Source organism: Pantoea sp. SGAir0183 (genome assembly GCF_043545505.1).
In genome coordinates this window covers 3219634-3242533 of the sequence record NZ_CP028053.1, presented here as the reverse complement: position 1 = coordinate 3242533, position 22900 = coordinate 3219634, and the positions used below count along the sequence as shown (strand labels likewise).

At 56.3% G+C, this 22900-nt stretch carries 21 protein-coding genes; 6 read left to right on the top strand and 15 right to left on the bottom strand.

Annotation, left to right across the window (positions count from 1 at the left end; translation table 11 throughout):
* Nucleotides 1-197 precede the first annotated feature (197 nt).
* Nucleotides 198-1499, top strand: coding sequence for an inosine/guanosine kinase (locus tag C1N59_RS15125; RefSeq protein ID WP_033738797.1), 1302 nt, complete (start codon nucleotides 198-200; stop codon nucleotides 1497-1499).
* A 67-nt stretch (nucleotides 1500-1566) separates the two neighbouring features.
* Here the strand turns inward: C1N59_RS15125 and ybaL are convergent, their stop codons facing one another.
* Nucleotides 1567-3261: a YbaL family putative K(+) efflux transporter gene (ybaL, locus tag C1N59_RS15120; protein WP_205951349.1), complete on the bottom strand. Its 1695-nt coding sequence runs from the start codon at nucleotides 3259-3261 to the stop codon at nucleotides 1567-1569.
* Between the two features lie 758 nt (nucleotides 3262-4019).
* Between ybaL and ushA the strand changes: the two genes are divergently transcribed.
* Nucleotides 4020-5744 carry a bifunctional UDP-sugar hydrolase/5'-nucleotidase UshA gene (ushA, locus tag C1N59_RS15115; RefSeq protein WP_226376987.1) on the top strand — a complete coding sequence of 575 codons (1725 nt, stop codon included), beginning with the start codon at nucleotides 4020-4022 and terminating at the stop codon, nucleotides 5742-5744.
* Nucleotides 5745-5780: 36 nt separating this feature from the next.
* On the opposite strand, the gene C1N59_RS15110 is transcribed toward ushA, so the two are convergent.
* A complete protein-coding gene (locus tag C1N59_RS15110) occupies nucleotides 5781-6212 on the bottom strand; it encodes a multidrug/biocide efflux PACE transporter (protein ID WP_394549830.1) in 432 nt (143 codons plus the stop codon).
* An 86-nt stretch (nucleotides 6213-6298) separates the two neighbouring features.
* Between C1N59_RS15110 and C1N59_RS15105 the strand changes: the two genes are divergently transcribed.
* Entirely contained in the window at nucleotides 6299-7168 is an 870-nt protein-coding gene (locus C1N59_RS15105; protein WP_054688055.1) for a LysR family transcriptional regulator, read from the top strand.
* Here C1N59_RS15105 and ybaK read toward each other — a convergent pair.
* The 4 genes from ybaK to C1N59_RS15085 all read right to left on the bottom strand — a co-directional run bounded on the left by ybaK (nucleotide 7165) and on the right by C1N59_RS15085 (nucleotide 11980).
* Nucleotides 7165-7644, bottom strand: coding sequence for a Cys-tRNA(Pro)/Cys-tRNA(Cys) deacylase YbaK (ybaK, locus tag C1N59_RS15100; RefSeq protein WP_058701143.1), 480 nt, complete (start codon nucleotides 7642-7644; stop codon nucleotides 7165-7167). The two genes, C1N59_RS15105 and ybaK, sit on opposite strands and share 4 nt — an antisense overlap.
* A gap of 184 nt (nucleotides 7645-7828) precedes the next feature.
* Nucleotides 7829-8632, bottom strand: coding sequence for a TraB/GumN family protein (locus tag C1N59_RS15095; protein ID WP_006117911.1), 804 nt, complete (start codon nucleotides 8630-8632; stop codon nucleotides 7829-7831).
* Nucleotides 8633-8699: 67 nt separating this feature from the next.
* Entirely contained in the window at nucleotides 8700-11216 is a 2517-nt protein-coding gene (gene copA, locus C1N59_RS15090; protein WP_394549829.1) for a copper-exporting P-type ATPase CopA, read from the bottom strand.
* 431 nt (nucleotides 11217-11647) lie between these two features.
* Nucleotides 11648-11980: a seryl-tRNA synthetase class IIa gene (locus tag C1N59_RS15085; protein WP_033738713.1), complete on the bottom strand. Its 333-nt coding sequence runs from the start codon at nucleotides 11978-11980 to the stop codon at nucleotides 11648-11650.
* 400 nt (nucleotides 11981-12380) lie between these two features.
* Here C1N59_RS15085 and cueR point away from each other — a divergent pair, with 400 nt between their 5' ends.
* Nucleotides 12381-12797 carry a Cu(I)-responsive transcriptional regulator gene (cueR, locus tag C1N59_RS15080; protein ID WP_006117867.1) on the top strand — a complete coding sequence of 139 codons (417 nt, stop codon included), beginning with the start codon at nucleotides 12381-12383 and terminating at the stop codon, nucleotides 12795-12797.
* On the opposite strand, the gene C1N59_RS15075 is transcribed toward cueR, so the two are convergent.
* The 5 genes from C1N59_RS15075 to tesA form a co-directional block, all read right to left on the bottom strand.
* Nucleotides 12773-13231 (bottom strand): NfeD family protein, encoded by a 459-nt coding sequence (locus C1N59_RS15075; RefSeq protein ID WP_033738715.1) that lies wholly within the window; start codon nucleotides 13229-13231, stop codon nucleotides 12773-12775. The two genes, cueR and C1N59_RS15075, sit on opposite strands and share 25 nt — an antisense overlap.
* Nucleotides 13231-14145, bottom strand: coding sequence for an SPFH domain-containing protein (locus C1N59_RS15070; protein ID WP_006117865.1), 915 nt, complete (start codon nucleotides 14143-14145; stop codon nucleotides 13231-13233). Before C1N59_RS15070 ends, C1N59_RS15075 begins: the two co-directional genes overlap by 1 nt.
* Nucleotides 14146-14203: 58 nt before the next feature.
* Nucleotides 14204-15061, bottom strand: coding sequence for a co-chaperone YbbN (locus C1N59_RS15065; RefSeq protein WP_394549828.1), 858 nt, complete (start codon nucleotides 15059-15061; stop codon nucleotides 14204-14206).
* A 79-nt stretch (nucleotides 15062-15140) separates the two neighbouring features.
* Nucleotides 15141-15914, bottom strand: coding sequence for an SDR family oxidoreductase (locus tag C1N59_RS15060; protein WP_033738720.1), 774 nt, complete (start codon nucleotides 15912-15914; stop codon nucleotides 15141-15143).
* 20 nt (nucleotides 15915-15934) lie between these two features.
* Nucleotides 15935-16558: a multifunctional acyl-CoA thioesterase I/protease I/lysophospholipase L1 gene (tesA, locus tag C1N59_RS15055; RefSeq protein ID WP_174250603.1), complete on the bottom strand. Its 624-nt coding sequence runs from the start codon at nucleotides 16556-16558 to the stop codon at nucleotides 15935-15937.
* Here tesA and ybbA point away from each other — a divergent pair.
* Both ybbA and ybbP read left to right on the top strand, forming a co-directional pair.
* Nucleotides 16526-17212 (top strand): putative ABC transporter ATP-binding protein YbbA, encoded by a 687-nt coding sequence (gene ybbA, locus C1N59_RS15050; RefSeq protein ID WP_058701138.1) that lies wholly within the window; start codon nucleotides 16526-16528, stop codon nucleotides 17210-17212. The two genes, tesA and ybbA, sit on opposite strands and share 33 nt — an antisense overlap.
* On the top strand, nucleotides 17209-19626 hold the full coding sequence (gene ybbP, locus C1N59_RS15045; protein ID WP_394550873.1) for a putative ABC transporter permease subunit YbbP: 2418 nt from the start codon (nucleotides 17209-17211) through the stop codon (nucleotides 19624-19626). Before ybbA ends, ybbP begins: the two co-directional genes overlap by 4 nt.
* A 43-nt stretch (nucleotides 19627-19669) precedes the next feature.
* On the opposite strand, the gene purK is transcribed toward ybbP, so the two are convergent.
* The 4 genes from purK to ppiB all read right to left on the bottom strand — a co-directional run bounded on the left by purK (nucleotide 19670) and on the right by ppiB (nucleotide 22763).
* Nucleotides 19670-20734, bottom strand: a complete 1065-nt coding sequence (purK, locus tag C1N59_RS15040) for a 5-(carboxyamino)imidazole ribonucleotide synthase (protein WP_039338460.1) — start codon at nucleotides 20732-20734, stop codon at nucleotides 19670-19672.
* A complete protein-coding gene (gene purE, locus C1N59_RS15035; protein ID WP_006117858.1) occupies nucleotides 20731-21240 on the bottom strand; it encodes a 5-(carboxyamino)imidazole ribonucleotide mutase in 510 nt (169 codons plus the stop codon). The genes purK and purE overlap by 4 nt, the downstream gene beginning before the upstream one ends.
* Before the next feature lie 312 nt (nucleotides 21241-21552).
* Nucleotides 21553-22269 (bottom strand): UDP-2,3-diacylglucosamine diphosphatase, encoded by a 717-nt coding sequence (lpxH, locus tag C1N59_RS15030; RefSeq protein ID WP_164483032.1) that lies wholly within the window; start codon nucleotides 22267-22269, stop codon nucleotides 21553-21555.
* The gene (gene ppiB / locus C1N59_RS15025; protein WP_006117856.1) at nucleotides 22269-22763 is read right to left on the bottom strand and encodes a peptidylprolyl isomerase B; all 495 of its coding nucleotides are present in this window, start codon (nucleotides 22761-22763) and stop codon (nucleotides 22269-22271) included. Before ppiB ends, lpxH begins: the two co-directional genes overlap by 1 nt.
* Nucleotides 22764-22900: the final 137 nt, after the last annotated feature.

Here is a 22900-nt window from a genome sequence, read left to right as displayed (position 1 = left end):
CCTACAGGCTGTCATGAACCTGCAGGCGCCACGTCCCGGCGTTCATCAGATGGCCTGCCAGGAATATACGCTGACACGTCAGATGCGCCGGAGTCTGGCAGGGCGGGATGGGCGTGCTACGGATTCGCGCGCAGCGTTAAAGTCGTCGCAGAGAATATGATATGCTTCTCTGCCTGTTTTTCCTCACGGCAGTCACCATGAAATTTCCTGGCAAACGTAAATCCAAACACTATTTTCCCGTCAGCGCGCGCGATCCCCTTCTCCAGTCCTCGTCATTCGATAACGAAGACGGCAGTTGGGTAGTGGGCATCGATCAGACGTTGGTCGATATCGAAGCGAAAGTCGATGATGCCTTTCTGGTCCGCTATGGTCTGAGTGCCGGCCATTCGCTGGTCATTGACGATGCCGTGGCAGAAGCGCTGTACGCTGAACTGATGCGTGACGAACTGATTACTCACCAGTTCGCAGGCGGCACGATTGGCAACACGCTGCACAATTTCTCCGTGCTGGCGGACGACCGTTCCGTATTGCTGGGCGTGATGTGCAATAACATTCAGATTGGCGGTTATGCGTATCGTTACCTTTGTAATACGTCGAGCCGCATGGATCTTAACTATCTTCAGGGCGTGGACGGAGCGATTGGCCGCTGTTTCACCCTGATCGGCGATCAGGGCGATCGGACCTTTGCGATTAGCCCTGGCCAGATGAACCAGCTCAAAGCGGAAAGTGTGCCTGAGGACGTAATTGCGGGCGCTTCCGCGCTGGTTCTGACCTCGTATCTGGTGCGTTGCAAAGACGGTGAACCGATGCCACAGGCGACGCTGCAGGCTATCGAGTATGCAAAGCGCCACAACGTGCCGGTGGTGCTGACGTTAGGCACGAAACACGTGATAGGTGACAATCCTCAGTTCTGGCGTGATTTCCTGCGTGACCACGTGTCGATTGTGGCGATGAACGAAGAAGAGGCGCTGGCGCTGACGGGCGAGGCCGACCCGCTACTGGCCTCGGACAGGGCGCTGGAGTGGGTGGATCTGGTGCTGTGCACGGCAGGGCCGACCGGTTTATATATGGCGGGCTATACCGAAGACGAATTTAAGCGTAAAACCAACCATCCTTTGTTACCGGGCGCGATTGCTGAATTCAACCAGTACGAATTCAGTCGCGCAATGCGTAAACAGGATTGTCAGCAGCCGTTACGCATTTTCTCGCACATCGCGCCTTACATGGGCGGCCCGGAGAAGATCATGAATACCAATGGGGCAGGGGACGGCGCGCTGGCAGCGTTGCTGCATGACATTACGGCGAATAACTACCATCGCCGCAACGTACCTAACTCCAGTAAACATGCGCGTGCTTATCTGACCTATTCGTCGCTGGCGCAGGTCTGCAAATATGCTAACCGGGTCAGCTATCAGGTCCTGAATCAGCATTCGCCCCGACTGACGCGCGGTTTGCCTGAGCGTGAAGACAGCCTGGAAGAGTCCTACTGGGATCGTTAAGGCCGACAAGTCAGACGCCCCGCTGAATCTCTGAGAGTTCAGCGGGGCGACAGCCGTTTGGGATGGATTAGTGCTGGCCTTCGCGGACGGTTTTTTCTTCCCGCAGCGTTAGCTTTTCCTGTAACTTCTGAATAATACTGGCGGCAATTTCCCGCTCACCCATAACGACGTGGTTTGCACCGCGCTCCAGAATATACTCCACTTCATCGTCATAATGGGCATGCACGATAATATCGATATCAGCCTGCTTCTGTCGTGCTGCCGTCACAATTTCGCCTACCTCGTAGCCGTTAGGGATAGTGACTAACAGCCAACTGGCACAGTCCACCCGGGCCAGCGCCAGGGTATTGGCGCGGGCGGCATTCGCCAGCACCGCTCTGATCCCCTGATCCCGTAAGGCTTTTACGCGCGGGATGGAGCTTTCTACCACCACCACCGGAATATTCAGTTTGATCAGTTGCTCACACAGCAGGTTGCCGACGCGACCATAGCCAACGATGACCGCATGGTTGCAGACATCCACAGGAATCTCTTGTTCTTCTTCCAGCGCTTCTTCCAGCGTCTGCTGCTCCATCGTTTCATTTTTGGCGAGGTAACGCCCCAGCAGCGTAAACAGAACCGGATTGAGCATGATCGAAAGGATAGCGGCCGCCAGGACCAGATTTCGGCCTTCTTCATCAAGCAGGCCAAGTGAAATGCCCAGACCGGCAAGAATAAAGGCAAACTCGCCGATTTGCGCCAGACTCACCGAGATGGTCATCGCTGTCCGACGCGAATGACCCAGCAGCGAAACCAACAGCCAGGCGGCGGCGGATTTGCCGATGACGACAATCACCAACGCACCCAGCACGGCCAGCGGCTCTTTCACCAGGATCATGGGATCAAATAACATGCCGACAGAGACAAAGAACAGCACTGCAAAAGCATCCCGTAACGGCAACGTGTCACGGGCAGCGCGCTGACTTAACTCCGATTCATTCAGCACCATTCCGGCAAAGAACGCACCCAGCGCAAAAGACACGTCGAAGAACTCGACGGCGCCAAATGCGATGCCCAGCGCCAGCGCCAGGACAGACAGCGTAAACAGCTCGCGTGAACCCGTGGCCGCACTTTTCGCCAGAATCCAGGGGACCGCACGGCGGCCTACCACCATCATCAGCACCATAAAGGCGGCAACTTTGCCGATGGTCCAGAGCAGATCCCAGATCACCAGGCTGGCGCTGGCGTTGCCCTGTTCCATCATGCCCGCAATGGCGGGCAGCAAGACCAGCGTAAGCACCATCACCAGGTCTTCGACAATTAACCAGCCGATAGCAATTTGACCGCGCTGGCTTTCAATCAGCTGCCGTTCTTCTAACGCACGCAGCAACACCACAGTACTGGCGGTTGAAAGACACAAGCCAAACACCAGGCCGGTCATCCACGACCAACCCATCGCCCACGACATCAGCATTCCCAGCAAGGTGGCTACCGCGATCTGTGCAATCGCGCCGGGAATGGCTATCCGCTTTACCGACATCAGGTCCTTCAGTGAAAAGTGCAGACCGACGCCAAACATCAGCAGAATCACGCCCAGTTCGGCCAGTTCCGGTGCCAGATTCGTGTCTGCCACAAAGCCGGGTGTAAAAGGGCCGGCCATAACACCAGCAACAAGGTAACCCACCAGCGGAGAAATTCGTAACCGGTTAGCCAGCATACCAAGGAGGAAAGCCAGAACCAGTGCCCCGACAATAGTGGTGATCAGCGGTGTGGTGTGATGCATGCCTGTCTCCTTGGATGTAAATGTATCCGGTTGTAACAAATGAGTTTAATGCATATCAGGCGGCATCGCTGAATAATTTGTGGGATTATCAAAAGAAATTAGGGAAATAGGCGAAAAGTGCAAGATGAAGGCTGTTTTTCTCACTTATCGCAGTTATGGGTCGATACAACGGTCTGTTGCGTACGGTCATGAAGGAGTTTATTCATTCTAAATGACACAAGCGTGACGATAATGAGGTGAAAATGTGTTGGTAACAGCCTACAACCGCACTCAGGCAGCGATTTGCCTGCTCCCTTTGCTTCGTTGGCCTCTGTGCGTCGGGGCGGTCGGATAGGCGGCTGACCTGATGGCATGAAAGCGGGTGATAAAACAGCAAACAAAACAGTCTGTTATTTAGCATTGGCTCAGCCAGCCTTGTCTGCGCGCGCGAAGGCCATCTTGACGAAATGCACTGTTAAAAACAGAGTAATACATAAATTTAACACAGGGCGAATCACACCAGCGAAAGTAGCTAAAAATTAACAAGCTGATTGTTCCTTCTGCTTAACATTGCGCCTTCATGCATAACAGTGATGACAAAATCAGACCCTGTCCTGCGCTGAACAACCTGCGATAATGACCGGACGACGCGCGATAAACTTGAGTTAACACAGGGAATGTGCGACACAAAAGGGCGCTGACGATCGGCAAGAATCATTATTCAAAGGAGAGAGGCTGTGGTGTTATCTCGATGGGCGGGTGCGGGTCTGACCGGGGCGATGTTGCTCTCATCACTGTTTACTCAGGCTGCCGTGCCTGACCGGAGTTACCGTTTCAGCATTTTGCACACCAACGATCTGCACGGCCATTTCTGGTTTGATGAGCAGGGCGAGTACGGTCTGGCGGCACAAAAAACATTAATAGATACCGCACGCTACGATATTCAGGCCAAAGGCGGTGGTGCACTGATTTTGTCGGCCGGAGATGTCAACACTGGCGTGCCGGAATCGGATGCCCTGGATGCCGAACCTGATATTCGTGGCATGAACCTGATTGGTTACGATGCCATGACGCTGGGCAACCATGAATTCGATAAACCCCTCGCCGTGCTGCGGAAACAGGAAAAATGGGCCAAATTTCCTTTTCTGGCCGCGAATGTTTATCAAAAAAGCACAGGTAAACGTCTGTTTAAACCCTGGGCGATGTTCCGGCGCATGGGGCTGAAGATTGCGGTTATCGGGTTAATCACGCCGGATACCGCCCGCCTGACCAACCCTGAACAGTTAACGGATATCGAATTCCGTGACCCGGTAGCCGAAGCCGTAAAGGTTGTGTCTGAACTACGCGCCAAAGAAAAACCGGATGTGATCGTGGCGCTGACCCATCTTGGTCATTATGACGACGGCAAACACGGCAGTAACGGGATTGATGATGTGACGCTGGCGCGCAGGTTGCCTGCGGGCACCCTCAATATGATCGTAGGGGGGCATTCGCATGACGCGGTCTGTATGGAAAAAGAGAATGTGAGCCGCAAAGATTACCAGCCGGGTCAGCCCTGTCAGCCTGACCGGCAAAATGGCGTCTGGATTATGCAGGCGGAAAAGTGGGGAAAATATGTCGGACGTGGCGATTTTACCTACCGCAATGGCGAGGTTACCCTGGCGTCGTATCAGCTCATCCCGGTTAACCTCAAACATAAAATCAAAAATCTCGATGGCAGCGAATCCTGGCTGACCTGGCAGGAAGAGATCCCCAAAAACACGGCTATGATGAAATTACTGACGCCGTTTCAAAAACGCGCTGAAGCGACGTTGCAGGTGAATGTCGGGCGCGTCAACGGGGTGTTTTCCGGCGAAAAAGAAACCGTGCGCGTTCAGCAAAGCAGCCTCGGGCAGCTTATCCTGCGGGCGCAGATGGCCGCGACCCAGGCCGACTTCGCCGTGATGAGCGGCGGCGGAATTCGGGCCTCGCTCAAACCAGGGCCCGTAGCGTGGCGCGATTTGCTCCAGGTCCAACCCTTTGCCAATCAGGTCGTTTCCGTCACGCTGAGTGGGGCGGAAATTAAACGCTATCTGGCGGTGGTGGCGAATATCGAACCGGGTTCAGGCGGTTATGCCCAGTTTGCAAATGTCAGTCTGACCGCGAATGGCAGCGGCGTGAGTAAAGTCACGATCAACGGACAGCCGCTGGATGACACCAAAACTTATCGGATGGCGACTAACAGCTTCAATGCGGCGGGCGGCGATGGCTATCCCCGTATTGATTCACATCCGGGTTATGTCAACAGTGGCAACGTTGACGCCGTGGTGCTGCGTGACTGGGTCAGTAAACATTCGCCGCTGAATGCCAGCGACTACGTGCCTCGCGATAAGGTGATTTACCAGACGGCAACGGCCCAGGATGCATTGAAAGACGCGAAAGAAACGGTGCCCGCGCGTCGTTATCCCAAAATGATTTTGGCATGGATACAACACTGGAACGGGGAACGTGCAGCACCGCGTTAAATCACCGGGGAGGCGCTTCGTCTCCCCGGTGCCTTGTCAGGCGCGGCAGGCCTTACGGTTGAACCAGTGCGACCGCAGTTTATCCCACACCAGGTTATAGACGAAGGTGTAGGGCAGAAAGAACAGAAAAAACGCCACTTCGATCATAAAGGCCTGCCATAACGAAATCTCCAGCATCCAGGCGGCCAGCGGAAGCCCTATCAGGATAAAGCCGCCCTCAAATCCCAGAGCATGCAGCACACGAACCCACGCACTGCGTTTCTGACGAGGCGGATACCAGCGATCAAACACGCTGTTGTACATCATATTCCAGAGCATCGCGACCGTGGACAACATGATGGCCAGTGCGCCCATCTGAAACAGCGGTTTATCCATCATCCAGGCTGCCAGCGGGGCAATGGTGAGGATGGCCAGACCTTCAAACAGGCTGGCATGTAAGATGCGCTCGGTGAGTGAATGGGTTTGCATGTCAGTCTCCTTAGTTCAGGTGCCTATTTTCCCATGGCATCATGCTAAGATAAAATGATCATCTATCGATAAAAGCGATGGTTCACATGCGTTACTCTCCTGAATCCCTGGAAGCCTTTGTGCAAACGGTAGCCAGTGGCTCGTTTTCTGCCGCCGCGCGCGCCTTAAACAAAAGCCAGTCCACCATCAGCGTGGCTGTGGTTAACCTGGAAGACGATCTGGGTTTTGCCTTATTTGACCGGCGCGGTCGTCAGCCGCAACTGACCGAACAAGGGCGACGCGTCTTACCGCAGGTTCAGCAGATTCTTGCCGCCAGTGAGCGACTGGATGCGCTGGCAACGCGCCTGTCCGAGGGAATCGAACCGCGGCTCAGCGTGGCGGTATCTGACTTCTGGCAAACGCACTACCATCAGCGCCTGCTCAGGCAATTTGACAGGCGCTATCCGGAGGTGGAGCTGGAAGGCATCGCGGCGGAAGATGACGATGTCGTCGAACTGTTGCAAACCGGGCGCGCGCAGATCGGCGTGATTCGTGCCCAGCCGACGCTCCCGGCTGACATCGCGGTCGCCCGCCTGCAGGTCGATGCTGAGTTAGGGATTTACCTGCACCGGGATCATCCTCTGGCGCAGGAAGCGACGGTGAATGAAAGCCAGCTTGACCCCCTTCGTCACCTTCGTCTCAATACCTGGACCGAACGCCGCGCCCCCACTTTTCAGGGCCGGGCCTGGTCTGCTCAGACATATTATGTGCTGCTTGAAATGGCGGAACAGGGCTTTGGCTGGAGCATTTTGCCGCGCTGGCTGGTGAAACAGTTTGGACATGGTGTCTTAAAGGAATTGCCTGTCGCCGGGTGGCCGCAGCGCATCGCCGTAGAAGTGGTCTGGTCGCGCCGCCATCCGCCCGGCCCGGCCGGGCGCTGGATGATTGATGAACTCTGCGCTCTGCAACCGGCTTAATCGCGTCGGGCAATGTCTGCCAGCGGGGCATCCAGAAGACGGGACAAATCCTGCGGGCTGAGTTCAATATCCAGTCCGCGTTTACCGCCAGAAATGAACAGCGTGGCAAAGTCGTTGGCTGAGTGGTCAATCACCGTCGGCAGACGCTTTTTTTGCCCCAGCGGACTGATGCCGCCGATCAGATAACCCGTAATCCGCTGCGCCAGCAGGGGCTCGGCCATCTCCGCTTTTTTTGCCCCGAGAGCCTTAGCCACCTTTTTGAGATCAAGCTGCGTTGCCACGGGCGTCACCGCCACGGCCAGCTGCTTTGCATCGCCGTTCAGCGCTACAAGCAACGTTTTATAGACCTGGCGGGCGTCCAGGTTAAGCTTACGTACCGCTTCATCGCCAAAATGCGTTTCGCTTGCGTCATGCTCATAAGGGTGCAGTGTGAAGCTGACTTTTTGTTTTTCCAACAGTTTTACCGCAGGCGTCATAATGGCCTCTGATTCAGAAAAATCTTATTACGTTTTATTGAAAGATAAATGTGGCGAAATAATGTGCTTTAGGCGAGAATTGCCACGCGCCAGCAACTGGGTTGTTGAGCGATAACTAAAATCATTAACACATTCCTCTTTGAAGAGCCGATATGACTGTCGGCTCTCTTTTTTTTATCCCTGATTACTCCGCCCGTAGCAGGGCTGGCAGATTGTTCTCACCATATAAATGCAGTGCGCCGACGGCCACCACATAACGTCCCGCGGGCAACGTTTGTAATCGCCCGCGCCACTCACGGTTGCGCTGGCTAATCAGCGTGTCATTGAGCGTCTGACTGAACGTCGCCGGTAAGGCGATTTGCGGTTCGCGGGGCGGGCTTTCCAGCCACCAGCTCACCATCGTCTGCAACATGCGCGCGTTGGTGTGCCAGTGCGTCAGCGTATCCTGCAGCAGCGCCATGCCGTTATCGGGCAGCGACTTTAACAGGGTGATTTGCGCGTCTGCGCCCTCAAGCTCAATCACGGGTTTTTGCAGTGAACGTGCCGCCTGAAGCAACTGATAATCAATGCCGTAATCCGGGCGCAATCCCAGCCGCTGGGCCTGACGGGCCTGCAGCATCAACGCAATTTGCCAGGCCGGTGACGTATCAAACTGCGTCAGGGACAAACCGGTCTCATTGCATAACGCGTCCAGCTTCGCCAGCGTGCCTTCATCCATACGCACCGACAGCGGCGGGCATACTTCGGTGTCATCAAATGGCGAACCGCCCTGAGTAATATCCGCTTCCACTACCAGGGCATCGGCATTTTGCAACTGTTGTAGCAGCCGCACTGGCAGAGGCTGCATATCGCGCGTGCCCATATGAATGCTTCCCACCAGATGAAACTGGCATGCTCCCGACCGGATATCGACGGCCGGCCACCGGTAGCTGGTGGGAAAAAGTGGCGCCATCCAGTTACGCAAACGTTGCCAAAGGCTCGCAGTCATTCCCTGTCCTTACTGTGTTAAAGACACCATGCTAGCGGGATCCGGCGGCGAAAAACAGAGGCGGCCGTTAAGGCTTCTTGCGCGGTGTGAAGCGCAGTAGCCGGTTAGCATTGCTGACGACGGTAATCGATGAGAGTGCCATCGCCGCGCCGGCAACAATCGGGCTGAGTAACAACCCCGTGAAGGGATAGAGCACGCCCGCAGCTAGCGGAATACCGATAATGTTGTAGATAGAGGCACCAAACAGGTTCTGACGGATATTCCTGAGTGTGGCGGATGCAATCGCTAAGGCATCTGCCACGCCATGCAGATCGTCACGTAGCAACGTTATCGATGCGCTTTCCACCGCCACATCACTGCCGCCGCCCATGGCTATGCCGACATCCGCCTGGGCCAGCGCGGGTGCATCATTAATCCCATCGCCGATCATGGCGACCTGACGGCCTTGCTGCTGCAACTGGCTGATCGCATCGGCTTTACCTTCCGGCAAAACACCCGCAATCACTTCATCCATGCCCACGTCATCAGCAATAGCGCGGGCGGTATTCTCATGGTCCCCGGTCAGCATAATCAACCGGTAACCTGCCTGATGCAGCCGTTGCAGCGCTTCACCCGCCTCCGGCCGCAGAGTATCACGCAGGCTAATCAGGCCAGTAAGCTTCCCGTCTTCAGCCAGTAAAACCGGCGTTGCGCCCTGGCGGGTTAGTCTCTCCGTTTCTTCCTGTGCCGCCTGGCAATCCACACCGTGCTCGCTTAACAGGCTGACATTACCCAGGACAAGTTGTCTGCCGTTAAGAATGCCACTCACCCCTTTGCCGCGTATTGTACGAAATTGCGAAATCTCAGGCTTCTCGCCAGCGCCGGCCTCTGCCACGATAGCTTTCGCCAGTGGATGCCCTGACGCCTGTTCCAGTGCCGCAGCGGCAGAGAGCACGGCATCGCGGGTGCTGCCCTGCCAGGTGATAACCTCGGTGACCTGCGGGGCACCTTGGGTAAGCGTGCCCGTTTTATCAAACACCAGCGTGTCGATATGACTTGCGCGTTGCAATGCATCGGCATCCCGCACCAGCACACCGTATTCAGCAGCGCGTCCGGTGCCCGCGATAATCGACATCGGTGTTGCCAGACCCAGCGCACAGGGACAGGCGATGATCATGACGGTGGTGGCCACAACCAGCGCATAGGCCAGTTGGGGCTGTGGACCCACCAGGTACCAAATCAGCGCACTCAGCAAGGCAATAACCACGACCACCGGTACGAAGACCGCAGAGATACGATCCGCAAGACGGCCAACCTCAGGTTTGCTGCTCTGCGCTTTACGTACCAGCTGAATAATTCGTGCCAGCGCGGTATTGCCGCCAGTCGCCTGCGCAATAAAGCGAACGGTCCCGTCCTGCACCAGCGTACCGGCAAACAGGCGATCGCCCTGTGTTTTGGATTGGGGAACCGCTTCGCCAGTCAGCATTGCTTCGTCACACCAGGCTTCGCCTGACTGTACCTCGCCGTCTACGGGGATACGATCGCCTGCGACCAGTCGCAGGATCATACCGGGCTCTACCGCGCTGACGGGCATAAGCGTCTCACCTTGTTCCGTGATGACATTGGCCTGTGCGGGCGTAAGATCCAGCAGCCGTTCCAGGGCGCGTGAGGCACGCTGGCGCGCGCGTTGTTCAAGCGCATGGCCCAGATTGATCAGGCCCAGAATCATCACGCTGGCTTCAAAATAGAGATGGCGCGCCTGCGGCGGGAAAAAGTCAGGCCAGACGACCACGCTGAAGGAGTAACTCCAGGCGGCCGCCGTTCCCAGCGCCACCAGCGTATCCATGGTGGCGCTGCGGTTAAGGAGACTGCGCCAGGCGCTGCGGTAGAAGTGGCCACCCGCCCCGATCATTACCAGCAGGGTGAGCATCCCGAGGACCAGCCAGGTGGTTCTGTTCGCGGCAGTGAGCATCATATTGTCGCCCATCATGCCCCATACCATCAGCGGCACGCCCAGCAGCAGCGCGACGCCTGCCTGCCAGCTAAAGCGACGCAGGGCGCGACGGGCGCTGGTTTGCTGCTTTTCACGCCGCTGCTGCTCGTCGTCAACCACTTCCGCACCGTAACCGGCCGCATCCACGGCAGCGACCAGCTGCTGTGGCTCAACATGGCCCATGACCAGCGCGCTTCGCTCGGCAAGATTAACGCGTGCCTGCTGTACACCGGCAACCTGTTCAAGGGCTTTTTCAACCCGGCTGACGCAACTGGCACAGCTCATGCCGTCAATAAGCAGGACGTAAGCAGGCAATGCTTCGGTTGCCGGCAGGGAAGAGGACTCCGTTGTCAGCGCCTCCGGCGGCGGCTCTGATGCTGTCAACGGCTCAGGCTTTGGGCACGCGCCTTCAGGTTTCAGCGTTGCATGATAGCCCGCCTGTTCGACAGTGGCGATGAGCGAAGTGACCTCGGCGCTGCCAGAAATGCTGGCTTCCTGTTGGGTGACCTCGGCCTGTTCAACATCGTCGCGCTGCTCAAGCGCCTCTTTTACGCGTTTAACGCAATGGCCGCAGGATAATCCTTCCAGTGCCAGGATAACCGTATTTGACATCGTTGACTCCTTGGTTGGTGTGGCGGAGTGAGTAGTCAGAAGTGACTGTGACTAAGGATAAACCTTCCATCAAGGGGAAGGTCAAATACAGGCTGTTAAAAGGGACAGAATGCCAGAATGGGTGGGTAAAAAATGTGCAGCCCGTGTCGCGGGTGGGGGTGGAAAAGCAAAAAGCCCCGGGTTATCCGCGGGGCTTTTATGCATCGTTTCGGCGTCAGACGAGCTGTGTGCCAACTAACCCGAATCGGATTATCTGAGCGGCGAGCCTTTGCCGGGGTTGCGCAGCAGGGCGCCTTCAGGGCCTGTCCGCTTCACTGTCAGACTTAATCGTTAATGATGGTCACGATACAGGGTTTTTTACGCGTTATCGCGGGGTGACGCACTGGCGCATTTAACGCAAAAAATACTGTACAACACCGCTGTGACGTCCATCATCCCTTCGGTCTTGTGAAGAGGACCAGTATGCCCAGAATAATGTCGCCAATCACCCAAATGCCGCCAATAGCCATGACACCTAAACCGGCACCGATCGCAGCACCCGCTCTTTCCGCATCAGAAGCCGCGTTGTTGACCACCTCGCCGCTTCCACTTAATCCGGCAACAAGGCAGTAGATCATGAGAATGTTGAACAGGATGAAAGCCCATTTGATGACTTTGCCAAAGAACGAACGGCGTGGTTTTCTGAGCTGTTTGGCACATGACGGACAACGTAATGCTGAATCACTTACTTCCTTATGACACTCCGGGCAGCTGACTAAAGCCATAATCACTCCTTAATTTATGTGATTAACAGTTACAAATGGGCGGCATTTTATAAGATTTTTACGCATTGACAATATTTATATGGCTGTTTTTTATGGCTTTGATTTAAGTGCCGTGCTTGTGCACGGGCAGCCTGGGGCAGAGGAAGAGCTGCCAACGTAAGCAACATAAGGGAAACAGGAATCAACGCGCGGTCTCTGAAGCCTGACGATGAGCAGGCTCAGACCTCAGAAACGGGGTGATGTGCGCTATAGTTTCTCAGGAAAGCGGGTCAACATAGTGAAGTGAAACCAGGGTGATAAGGCAGAGGCTAAACAGGTAAACTGAGTATTAAGCCAGCAGCGTGCAAACGTTGTTTTCATCATCCCGCTAACTGTTAAGGGGAAGGGCAGGGAATCCATTATGAATATTAGTGCCGTAGCGAAAAAGACCGGACTGACCAGCAAGGCTATTCGTTTTTATGAGGAGAAGGGCGTCGTGACGCCCCCGTTGCGCGGGGATAATGGTTACCGGCATTACAATACGCATCATCTTGATGAGCTGAATCTGCTGCGCCAGGCGCGCCAGGTTGGCTTTACGCTGGATGAATGCCGCGAACTGGTTGCGCTGTTTAACGATCCTGAGCGTCACAGCGCCGATGTGAAGGCGCGTACGCTGCAAAAAGCCGATGAGATTGCTGCGCATATTGAAGAGTTGCACGCCATGCGCGCACGTTTGCTGGCGCTGGCGGCAGCCTGTCCGGGCAACGACAGTGCAGACTGCCCCATCATTAATGATCTGGCAGGTTGCTGCCGTCAGGCTGACGGCAAACGTGGCTGAATACGTAGCGTGATGCCTTCAACGGCCACGATGACCACTTCGGTTCCGGCAGGCAAATTGTGTTCGGCCTGAACGCGCCAGCTGCTGTCACCGATGCGCACATGTCCGATACCGTTTTGCAGCGTCTGTTCCAGCGTCAGGTGTAAACCAATCATCTGACTGCCGCGCTGATTCAGTGAACTGGGCTGCTGCTGACGTTCGCGGTAGCGCAGCCAGCGAGACCATAAAAATACGCTGACCAGTGTGAACAGGGCAAACAGCATCCCTTGTGCGGCCCAGTTCATGGGGAGAAACCAGACTACAAGGCCAACCAGCATCGCGGCCAGCCCGCTCCAGAGCAGATAACCACTGGTACCCAGCATCTCAGCCGCCAGCAGTAAGCCGCCCAGCGTCAGCCAGAATCCGTGCGGATGCGCCACAATTTCGCTGAGCATCAGCGCGTTGACTCGCTACGGGTTTCTTTTAACAACTCACTGATACCGCCAACGGCGCCCATCAGGCTGCTGGCATCCAGCGGCATCATCACCACTTTACTGTTGCTGGATTCGCCAATTTTTTGCAGCGCGTCGGTATATTTCTGCGCCACAAAGTAGTTCACGGCCTGGATATTGCCTGAGGCAATGGCGTCCGACACCATTTTTGTCGCACGGGCTTCCGCTTCGGCCTGGCGCTCACGCGCTTCTGCCTGAAGGAAAGCTGACGTTCTTTCCCCTTCCGCTTTCAAAATCTGGGCCTGTTTCTCTCCCTCCGCGCGCAAAATCTCTGCCTGACGCACGCCCTCCGCCGTTAAAATATCGGCACGTTTGGTGCGTTCGGCCTTCATTTGCGCATTCATAGCACCGATCAGCTCCTGCGGCGGCCGGACATCGCGGATTTCGATACGGGTGATTTTTACGCCCCAGGGATTGGTGGCTTCGTCCAGAATATGCAGCAGGCGCGTATTAATGCTGTCACGCTGGGACAGCATCTCGTCAAGTTCCATGCTGCCCAGCACGGTGCGCATATTGGTCATAGTGAGATTGAGGATAGCCAGTTCAAGATTACTGACTTCATAGGCAGCCCGTGCCGGATCGATAGCCTGAACAAAACAGACGGCGTCGATGGTCACGTTCGCATTATCTTTGGAGATGATCTCCTGGGAGGGAATATCCAGCACCCGTTCCATCATGTTGATCTTATGCCCGATACGATCCATGAAAGGCACGACCAGACTCAGGCCGGGCTGCAGTGTACGGGTATAACGACCAAAGCGTTCAACTGTCCACTGGTAACCTTGCGGCACAATTTTCACGCCGGACCAGACAATGACCAGTGCGACCAGGATAAGAACGGGAATAACCGTGAACATATAACCTCCGGGTTGTCAGCGTGACGGGCCAAGTCGTTCGGCCCGTTTTCTGCTTACCTCAGTAAAGCAGGGAGTAAAGCTGGCGGCGGTAGCGTGCAGCGAGGGCGTCGCCGGTGCCTAATGCAGCCAGAATCTCCTGCAACATTTTACGCGCCTGGCCATCTGCAGCATTCAGATCGCGTTTGATAAAACTAAATAACAGTTCCAGCGCTTCTTCATTGCGTCCGACCTGATGCAGCTGAAGCGACAGTTTGGTTGCCAGTTCGGCGTTTTCCGGATCGCTTTCCAGCTGCGACTGCAACTGCTGAATTTCTGGCGTGTCAGCGGCCTGTTTCAGCAGGTCGATCTGCGCGACCAGGCTTTGATAACGGGTGTCCTGATCCTGCAGGGGAACGGCCTTTAAGACGGTTTCAGCTTCGTCGCTACGATTTAACGTAATCAGCACTTCTGCCAGCAGAAAGCCGATTTCGCTGTCTTTATTACTGAGCTGCCAGGCGTCTTTCAGCAGCGGCAGCGCATCCAGCGGTTTGCCTTCCTGCATCAGCGCCATCGCCTGTTGGGCTTTTAGCTCTTCTTCGCGCGGCAGCACTTTTTCCAGCAGGGCGCGCACGGCCTCTTCTGGCTGCGGCCCCTGGAAGCCATCGACGGGCTGGCCATTCTGGAACAGGTAAACCGTGGGAATGGAGCGTAACCCAAACTGCGAGGCAACCCGTTGTTCCTTGTCACAATCCAGTCTGGCAAGAATAAACTGGCTTGCATATTCCTGCGCCAGGCGTTCCAGCAGTGGCGTCAGTTCCTGACAGTGTTGGCTGCGATCCGACCAAAAGTAGAACAGCACCGGAATCTGCATTGACTGCTCAAGGGTCTGATGCAGGTTGGATTCGTTAATGTCGATAATCGAAGCGTGTGGTGACATGACTAAGTCTCTTTGCAGAAAATGTTTAAAGAATATGGGGCCGACCGACCCGGCTTCAAGTTGTATTCGCGGATTCGCCTCACTGACTGCGAATTATGCGATCCAGTATCCAGCCAGGCAGCAGACGTTTCAACAGGCTCATGATATGCGCGACCAGCGTCACCGGATAACGCAGGCGAGGATGGTTGCTCTCCAGTGCGTGGCGCAGTTTGGGTAAAATGGCCTCAGGTGGTAATGTAAAACGTGCCGCAAGGCCCGGATTTTGCACCGGATTATCCTGCTCGCCCTGAGTAACATTATCCGTGAAGCGGGTATGAATGGGACCCGGTTCGATTAAACTGACACGCACGCCACTGGTATGCAGTTCCATACGTAACGCGTCGCTCCAGGCTTCCAGCGCGTATTTACTGGCCGCATAAGCGCCGCGGCCCGGCGTCGAAATAATGCCCAGCACCGAGCTGGTATTAATGATTCGGGCATTGCCCCAGGCCTTTAAGGCCGGGAGCAGGCGCAGGGTGAGCTGATGAGTGCCGAACACATTGCTGGAAAACTGCTTTTCCAGTTGCTGGCGCGTCAGGGTATTTAAGGGACCATAGGTGCCAAATCCCGCATTGTTAAACAGCGCAAACAGTCGGCCATGCGTCAGCGCCAGTACCCTGTCGGCAGCGCGATCAACGCTGTCAGGATCGTCCAGATCCAGCTGCAGCCCTGTGAATCCCAGGCTGTCCATCCGTGCGACATCGTCGGCTTTACGACAGGCTGCGATGACGTGATAGCCGCGTGCCAGCAGATCTTTGGCGGCGACCAGACCAATCCCGCTGGAGCAGCCCGTTATCAAAATGGTTTTTTGCATGCGTTACCTTTTTTGCACAACTACTGCTTAACTAAGGGAGCCAGCTCTTTTGCCATCAGGTCGGCGATAAACGGTTGGGCATCAGGATTGGGGTGAATCCCATCCTGCTGCATCCATTCCGGTTTCAAATAAACCTGCTCCATAAAAAAGGGCACTAAAGCAATGTCGTACTGTTTTGCCAGTTGCGGATAAATATCGCGGAAGGCATCAGTATAACGGCGGCCATAGTTCGCGGGTAAACGTATCTGCATCAGAATCGGTTTTGCCTTTGCGGCTTTCACCTGATCGATGATGGTGCCCAGCGTTTGCGCCACGTCTTTGGGAGGAAAGCCGCGCAGACCGTCATTACCGCCCAGTTCGATTAACACCCACTGCGGCTGATGTTGTTTTAATAGGGCAGGTAAGCGTGCCAGCCCTTGTGCGGCGGTATCGCCACTGATACTGGCATTCACGACGCTGGGCTGCTGCTGCCACTGTTTATTCAGCAGGCTGGGCCAGGCCTGACTGGCTGACATTTGATAGCCTGCGCTCAAGCTGTCACCCAGCACCAGCAACGTATCGGCCGCAGCAAGACGGGACACCAACAGACAGCACAATAACAGGAAAGGATAATGCCAGCGGAAAACATTCTTGAAGTTCATCATCTTACTAAGTCCGTGGGTCAGGGAGAGCATCAGTTAACCATCCTTACCGGAGTTGAGTTAGTTGTCAAACCAGCAGAAACGATAGCCCTGATTGGCGAGTCAGGATCCGGTAAATCTACCTTGCTGGGCATTCTGGCCGGGCTGGATGACGGCAGCGAAGGTGAAGTGCATCTGTTGGGGCAGCCGTTACATCACATGAACGAAGAACAGCGTGCCGCGTTGCGCGCGAAGCAGGTCGGGTTCGTGTTCCAGTCATTTATGCTGGTGCCCACGCTCAACGCGCTGGAAAACGTCCAGTTACCTGCACTGCTGCGCGGTGAGAGCGATCGGCAGAGCCGCGATCAGGCGCGCGATCTCCTGACGCAGTTAGGCCTGGCCGGGCGTTTACAGCATCTGCCTGCGCAGTTATCCGGCGGCGAACAACAACGCGTTGCGCTGGCGCGGGCGTTCAGCGGCCGTCCGGGGCTGCTGTTTGCCGATGAACCCACAGGCAATCTGGATCGCCACACCGGCGATCGCATTGCCGACCTGTTATTTTCCCTCAATCGCGATTTTGCCACGACGTTAATTCTGGTTACCCACGATGCGCAGCTGGCGGCGCGTTGTGACCGCCGTTTGCGTCTGCGCGAGGGAAAATTATGGGAGGAAAAATGATCTGGCGGTGGTTCTGGCGTGAGTGGCGCTCGCCCTCATTATTGATCGTCTGGCTGGCGTTAATGCTGGCTGTCGCCTGTGTGCTGGCGCTGGGATCGATTAGCGATCGCATGGAAAAGGGGCTGAGCCAGCAGAGCCGGGATTTTATGGCAGGCGATCGCACGTTGCGCAGCAGCACGGCGGCGCCGGCGGCATGGCTGGATAAAGCCCGCGAAACGGGGTTATTAGTCAGCCGACAGTTAAGCTTTATGACCATGACTTTTGCCGGTCAGACACCGCAGTTGGCTGCGGTGAAAGCCGTAGAAAACACTTATCCGATGTTTGGTGAGCTGAAAACGCAGCCGCCAGGCCTGAAGCCCCAGCCCGGTACCGCGCTGGCCGCGCCGCGTTTAATGGCACTGTTTAATCTGCACGTCGGCGATGAACTGGATGTGGGCGATACCACGCTACGTATTACGGGTGAGATTATCCAGGAGCCAGATGGCGGTTTTAATCCGTTTGAGATGGCCCCGCGTTTACTGATTAACCTGGCTGACGCGGATAAAACCGGTGCCATCCAGCCCGGCAGTCGCCTCACCTGGCGCTATAAATTCGCAGGCAAGCCTCAGCAACTGGACACGTATGACCGCTGGATAACGCCACAGATTAAAACCGGGCAGCGCTGGATCAGTATTGAAAATTCGGAAGACGCGCTGGGCCGCTCCATGCAGCGTGCCCAGCAGTTTTTGCTGTTATCTGCTCTGTTAACGCTGATGCTCGCCATTGCCGCGGTGGCGGTCGCCATGAGTCACTACTGCCGCAGCCGCTACGATCTGGTGGCCGTGCTGAAAACGCTGGGTGCCACGCGCGGCGCGTTACAACGATTGATCATCGGTCAGTGGCTGGCGGTGTTGCTGCTGGCCGCCCTGGCCGGTGGCGCAGTCGGTCAGGTGGTTGAAGCCATCCTGATGGCGATGTTGAAACCGGTGCTGCCGGCGTCTCTGCCAGCGGCCAGCCTGTGGCCGTGGGTGTGGGCGATCGGTTCGCTGTTTATGATTTCCCTGCTGGTGGGATTACGTCCTTACCGCTTGCTGCTGGCGACGCAGCCGTTACGCGTGTTGCGACGCGATGCCGTTGCCGCCGTCTGGCCGCTGAAAATCTATCTGCCCGCGATGGGCTTACTGGTGGTGGCGCTGCTGGAGGTACTGGTCGGCGGCAGCAAAATGCTCTGGGCACTGCTGGCGGGCGTAATGGTGCTGGCAGGGCTGCTGGCCCTGCTCGGCTGGGGCACATTACTGCTTCTGCGTCGTTTGTCCGTACGTAATCTGGCGCTGCGGCTTGCCATTAATCGTTTACTGCGTCAGCCTGCTATGACGCTGAGTCAGCTTGCCGCCTTTTCCCTGTCGTTTATGTTACTGGCGTTGCTGCTGGTGATGCGGGGTGATCTGCTGGATCGCTGGCAGCAGCAGTTGCCCGCAGACAGCCCGAACTTTTTCCTGCTCAACATCACGGCGGAGCAGATTCCGCAGGTGCGTGAGTTTCTGCAGTCGCATCAGGTTAAACCTGAAACCTTTTACCCGATTGCGCGCATGCGCCTGAGTGAGATTAACGGTCAGCCTGCCGATCCCGCACGGGACAACGCGCTGAACCGCGAACTGAATCTGACTGCGCTGGCAACGCTTCCCGATCATAATCCGCTTGTCGCGGGGAGCTGGCCGCCGAAAGCCGGAGAAGTGTCCATGGAGGTGGCGCTGGCCGATCGCCTGGGGGTAAAACCGGGCGACAGTTTGACCTTTGAGGGCGATACGCAGCGGTTCAGCGCCAAAATCACCAGTCTGCGAAAAGTGGACTGGGAAAGCCTGCGCCCCAATTTCTTCTTTATTTTTCCCCCCGGCGCGCTGGACAGCCAGCCGCTGACCTGGCTGACCAGTTTCCGTCTGGACAACCGTGCCGCATTACTGGCGCAGCTTAACCGCACATTCCCCACGCTGAGTCTGCTGGATATCGGCAGTATCCTGCGTCAGATTGGACAGGTTCTGACCCAGGTCAGCCAGGCACTGGAAATCATGGTAGTGCTGGTCACGGCCTGCGGTGTATTGCTGCTCATGGCGCAGATTCAGGTGGGGATGCGCCAGCGCCGACAGGAACTGGTCGTCTATCGCACGCTGGGCGCGGGCAAACGTCTGCTGCGCACTACGTTGTGGTGTGAATTTGCGCTGATTGGCGTCGTCTCGGGCATTGCGGCGGCGCTCGGTGCTGAGGCCGCACTCTGGGCATTGCAGCGTAAAATCTTTGATTTTCCGTGGCAACCCGACTGGACATTGTGGCTGGCCTTACCGCTGGGCGGCGCGCTCTTACTGTCGCTCTGTGGTGGCTGGCTGGGCGTGCGTTTGTTGAAAGGCAATGCGTTGTTCAGGACGTTTGACGCGACGTAAAACCGACCGGGCGCGATGATACTGCGCCCGGTCGTGAACAGATTTACAGCTTGGCTGCTGCCCAGCGAATACCGCTGGCATACCCGGCAGGTAACAGCGGCAACAAGGCCTGCAAGGCGGCAGCGAGACGGCTCTGGTCGCTGTCGGTCAGGTTGAGGTGACCGACTTTGCGTCCTTCACGCACCGCTTTGTCGTACCAGTGCAAATGCACCAGCGGCTGCTGGAGCCAGTCAGTATTTAACGCTGTGCCAATCAGGTTAACCATCACTGAGGGCGCAATGACCACGGGCTGTGGCAGAGCCAGACCCAGAACAGCGCGCAGGTGAAGTTCAAACTGACTGATTGAGGCCCCGTTCTGAGTCCAGTGCCCGCTGTTGTGAACGCGAGGCGCCAGTTCGTTAATCAGCAATCCCTGCGGCGTGACAAAGCATTCCATGGCCATGACGCCGACGTAGTTCAGCTCGTGCAGGATGGCGCTTAACATCGCCTCAGCCTGCTGTTGCTGCGCGGCATCTGCCTGCGGGAACGCAACGCTGGTACGCAGAATGCCTTCTTCATGCAGATTATGTGTCAGCGGATAAAATACGGTGCTGCCATCATGGCCGCGCGCGCCGACCAGCGACACTTCCCCCGAGAAGTTAATGCCTTGTTCGACAATGCATTCACCGTAACAGTCGTCGGGTAACGTATCGGTTTCACCGGCACGTAACCGCCATTGACCACGACCGTCATAACCGCCCGTGCGGCGCTTAACAATAGCCAGTTCGCCCAACGTTTTGAAAACGTGCGGCCATTCACCTTTATCCGCCAGCAGTTGCCAGGGGGCAGTCGCCAGACTGAGCTGATCCAGCAGCTGTTTTTGCGTCAGACGGTCGGCCAGCCGCGGGAAAATATCGCGATTCACAAAGGCCGGGTGGCTCGCGAGTTCGCGCGTCAGTGCCGTCTCGGGCCAGCGTTCGATCTCAGCCGTAATCACGCTCCCGGCGATAGGCAGGGTAGCGGGGTCGGCATCCAGGCCAACCGGATGCACGGCAATGCCCATAGGCTCGCCCGCCTGACGTAACATACGGCCAAGCTGTCCGTTACCCAGTACGCAAACCGGCTTCATGCTTCCTCCCGCGGGTCCGGATTGTCCAGTACCTCATCGGTCTGTGACTGACGCCAGGCGGCCAGACGTGACGCCAGCGCGCTGTCATGAATCGCCAGAATCTGCGCCGCCAGCAGGGCTGCGTTAGCGGCGCCCGCTTTGCCAATGGCCAGCGTGCCGACCGGAATGCCGCGTGGCATTTGCACAATCGAGTAGAGGCTGTCGACGCCGCTCAGCGCGGCGCTCTGTACCGGCACACCGAGTACCGGCAGCAGGGTCTTGGCAGCCAGCATCCCTGGCAAATGCGCCGCGCCACCGGCACCGGCAATAATCACCTGAAAACCGTTGTCCGCTGCGGTTTCCGCAAAGCTAAACAGTTTATCCGGGGTACGGTGCGCTGACACCACTTCCACATGGAAGGGTACGTCCAGGCTGGTAAGGATTTCCGCAGCGAACTGCATGGTGGACCAGTCACTTTTGGAACCCATAACAACTGCGATGCGGGCCGGGGCGGCATTCGACGACATGCGGTCAACTCCTGTGAATAAAAACACACCTGACCAGGCGGACAGGTTTTGAAGGGCACAGAGAATACCATGAGAAAGGCGCAAGGAAAACGGTTGCGTCGGGCGGGTTAGCGTCAGACGATAAGCTTATCGCATCAGGAATGCATACGGCCTGAGTGAGACAACTCGGCTCACCGCAGGGCGGGGAAGGCAGGCGGCAGGGCGTGAACGCGTTTCACTATGCTGGCCTGCCGCCCGTTCGCACAGTCCCCGGGTACCTTGCGCCGCTCGACGGGCCTCAGCGCAGGTGTGCAACGCGATGTCACCGGACGACTAAAAATCGAAGTCGATGAGCTGGATGCCGTTTGCATCCAGTTGGATCATTGATCCCCGGCTGTGCCAGGCACCCAATACCGCGCGCTGTGCGGGGGCTCCGTTCAGCGACACATCATGGATAGCGGGGCGGTGCGTATGACCATGAATCAGTAAAGGCACCTGCTGACGTACCATCGCATCGACCACGGCCTGTTGATTGACATCCATAATCTCCAGCGACTTATGCTGGTTGGCCTGTTTACTGTTGGCGCGCATCCGTGCCGCAATCCGTTTACGAATAAACAGCGGCAGCGTCAGGAACAGACGTTGAATCCAGAGATTATGCACTTTCGCCCGGAACTGCAGATAACCCGCATCGTCGGTGCACAACGTATCGCCATGCATAATCAGAAGTCGGTGACCATAAAGCGTCAGAACCTGCTCCTCGGGCAATAAGGTCATGCCGCTGGCGCGGGCAAAGCGTTTGCCGATCAGAAAATCGCGGTTGCCGTGAATAAAAAAGACCGGCACGGGCAGGGCATGAAGGGCGCTGGCAACCTGTTGATGCAGCGGATTCGGATCGTCATCACCGATCCAGGCTTCGAACAGATCGCCCAGAATATAAAGCGCGTCGCAGTGGGGCGCTTCGCGCTGCAAAAAATGCAGAAAACCGGCGGTAATCGCCGGTTCTTCCTGACACAGATGGAGATCTGCGATAAACAGCGTGCGCGACATTACTCGCTAACGGTCACTTTCTGAATGATGACGTCATCTTTCGGTACGTCCTGATGCATACCGCTGCGACCAGTTGAAACCGCTTTGATTTTCTCTACCACGTCCATCCCTTCAACCACTTCAGCAAATACACAGTAACCCCAGCCCTGCAGGCTTTCGTCACGGAAGTTCAGGAAGTCGTTGTCCGCCACGTTGATGAAGAACTGTGCGGTCGCAGAGTGCGGCGCAGAGGTACGGGCCATGGCCAGCGTGCCTTTGGTGTTTTTCAGACCGTTGTTGGCTTCGTTACGGATCTCTTCTTTGGTGGCTTTCTGCTTCATGCCAGGCTCAAAACCGCCGCCCTGAATCATAAAGCCGTTAATCACACGGTGGAAAATGGTGTTGTCGTAGAAACCTTCACGGCAGTAATCCAGGAAGTTCTTTACGGTTGCGGGCGCTTTGTCATCGAAGGTCTTGATCACGATATCGCCATGGTTAGTCTGGAAAGTTACCATTTTTTTCGTCCTGTAAAGGTTGTCGTCAGTAGCATAGGGTGTGCTTTTAAGCGCACACGCCTTTTTCTCGAACGTTCTTATATCATAATTTCCGATAATACGTCAGCCAGGCAGCGCAGTTGGCTTGCTTTGCGTCG

What these genes read in the sequence shown, in the direction of transcription:
- C1N59_RS15095 (WP_006117911.1), bottom strand. Translation starts at nt 8,632, where the DNA reads ATGACTGCGAGCCTTTGGCAACGTTTGCGTAACTGGATGGCGCCACTT.
- lpxH (WP_164483032.1), bottom strand. Translation starts at nt 22,269, where the DNA reads ATGTCGCGCACGCTGTTTATCGCAGATCTCCATCTGTGTCAGGAAGAA.
- ybaK (WP_058701143.1), bottom strand. Translation starts at nt 7,644, where the DNA reads ATGACGCCTGCGGTAAAACTGTTGGAAAAACAAAAAGTCAGCTTCACA.
- C1N59_RS15125 (WP_033738797.1), top strand. Translation starts at nt 198, where the DNA reads ATGAAATTTCCTGGCAAACGTAAATCCAAACACTATTTTCCCGTCAGC.
- C1N59_RS15110 (WP_394549830.1), bottom strand. Translation starts at nt 6,212, where the DNA reads ATGCAAACCCATTCACTCACCGAGCGCATCTTACATGCCAGCCTGTTT.
- C1N59_RS15065 (WP_394549828.1), bottom strand. Translation starts at nt 15,061, where the DNA reads ATGTCACCACACGCTTCGATTATCGACATTAACGAATCCAACCTGCAT.
- purE (WP_006117858.1), bottom strand. Translation starts at nt 21,240, where the DNA reads ATGTCGTCGAATGCCGCCCCGGCCCGCATCGCAGTTGTTATGGGTTCC.
- C1N59_RS15075 (WP_033738715.1), bottom strand. Translation starts at nt 13,231, where the DNA reads ATGCTCAGCGAAATTGTGGCGCATCCGCACGGATTCTGGCTGACGCTG.
- ppiB (WP_006117856.1), bottom strand. Translation starts at nt 22,763, where the DNA reads ATGGTAACTTTCCAGACTAACCATGGCGATATCGTGATCAAGACCTTC.
- C1N59_RS15070 (WP_006117865.1), bottom strand. Translation starts at nt 14,145, where the DNA reads ATGTTCACGGTTATTCCCGTTCTTATCCTGGTCGCACTGGTCATTGTC.
- ushA (WP_226376987.1), top strand. Translation starts at nt 4,020, where the DNA reads ATGTTGCTCTCATCACTGTTTACTCAGGCTGCCGTGCCTGACCGGAGT.
- C1N59_RS15085 (WP_033738713.1), bottom strand. Translation starts at nt 11,980, where the DNA reads ATGGCTTTAGTCAGCTGCCCGGAGTGTCATAAGGAAGTAAGTGATTCA.
- purK (WP_039338460.1), bottom strand. Translation starts at nt 20,734, where the DNA reads ATGAAGCCGGTTTGCGTACTGGGTAACGGACAGCTTGGCCGTATGTTA.
- C1N59_RS15105 (WP_054688055.1), top strand. Translation starts at nt 6,299, where the DNA reads ATGCGTTACTCTCCTGAATCCCTGGAAGCCTTTGTGCAAACGGTAGCC.
- C1N59_RS15060 (WP_033738720.1), bottom strand. Translation starts at nt 15,914, where the DNA reads ATGCAAAAAACCATTTTGATAACGGGCTGCTCCAGCGGGATTGGTCTG.
- ybbP (WP_394550873.1), top strand. Translation starts at nt 17,209, where the DNA reads ATGATCTGGCGGTGGTTCTGGCGTGAGTGGCGCTCGCCCTCATTATTG.
- ybaL (WP_205951349.1), bottom strand. Translation starts at nt 3,261, where the DNA reads ATGCATCACACCACACCGCTGATCACCACTATTGTCGGGGCACTGGTT.
- tesA (WP_174250603.1), bottom strand. Translation starts at nt 16,558, where the DNA reads ATGATGAACTTCAAGAATGTTTTCCGCTGGCATTATCCTTTCCTGTTA.
- cueR (WP_006117867.1), top strand. Translation starts at nt 12,381, where the DNA reads ATGAATATTAGTGCCGTAGCGAAAAAGACCGGACTGACCAGCAAGGCT.
- copA (WP_394549829.1), bottom strand. Translation starts at nt 11,216, where the DNA reads ATGTCAAATACGGTTATCCTGGCACTGGAAGGATTATCCTGCGGCCAT.
- ybbA (WP_058701138.1), top strand. Translation starts at nt 16,526, where the DNA reads ATGCCAGCGGAAAACATTCTTGAAGTTCATCATCTTACTAAGTCCGTG.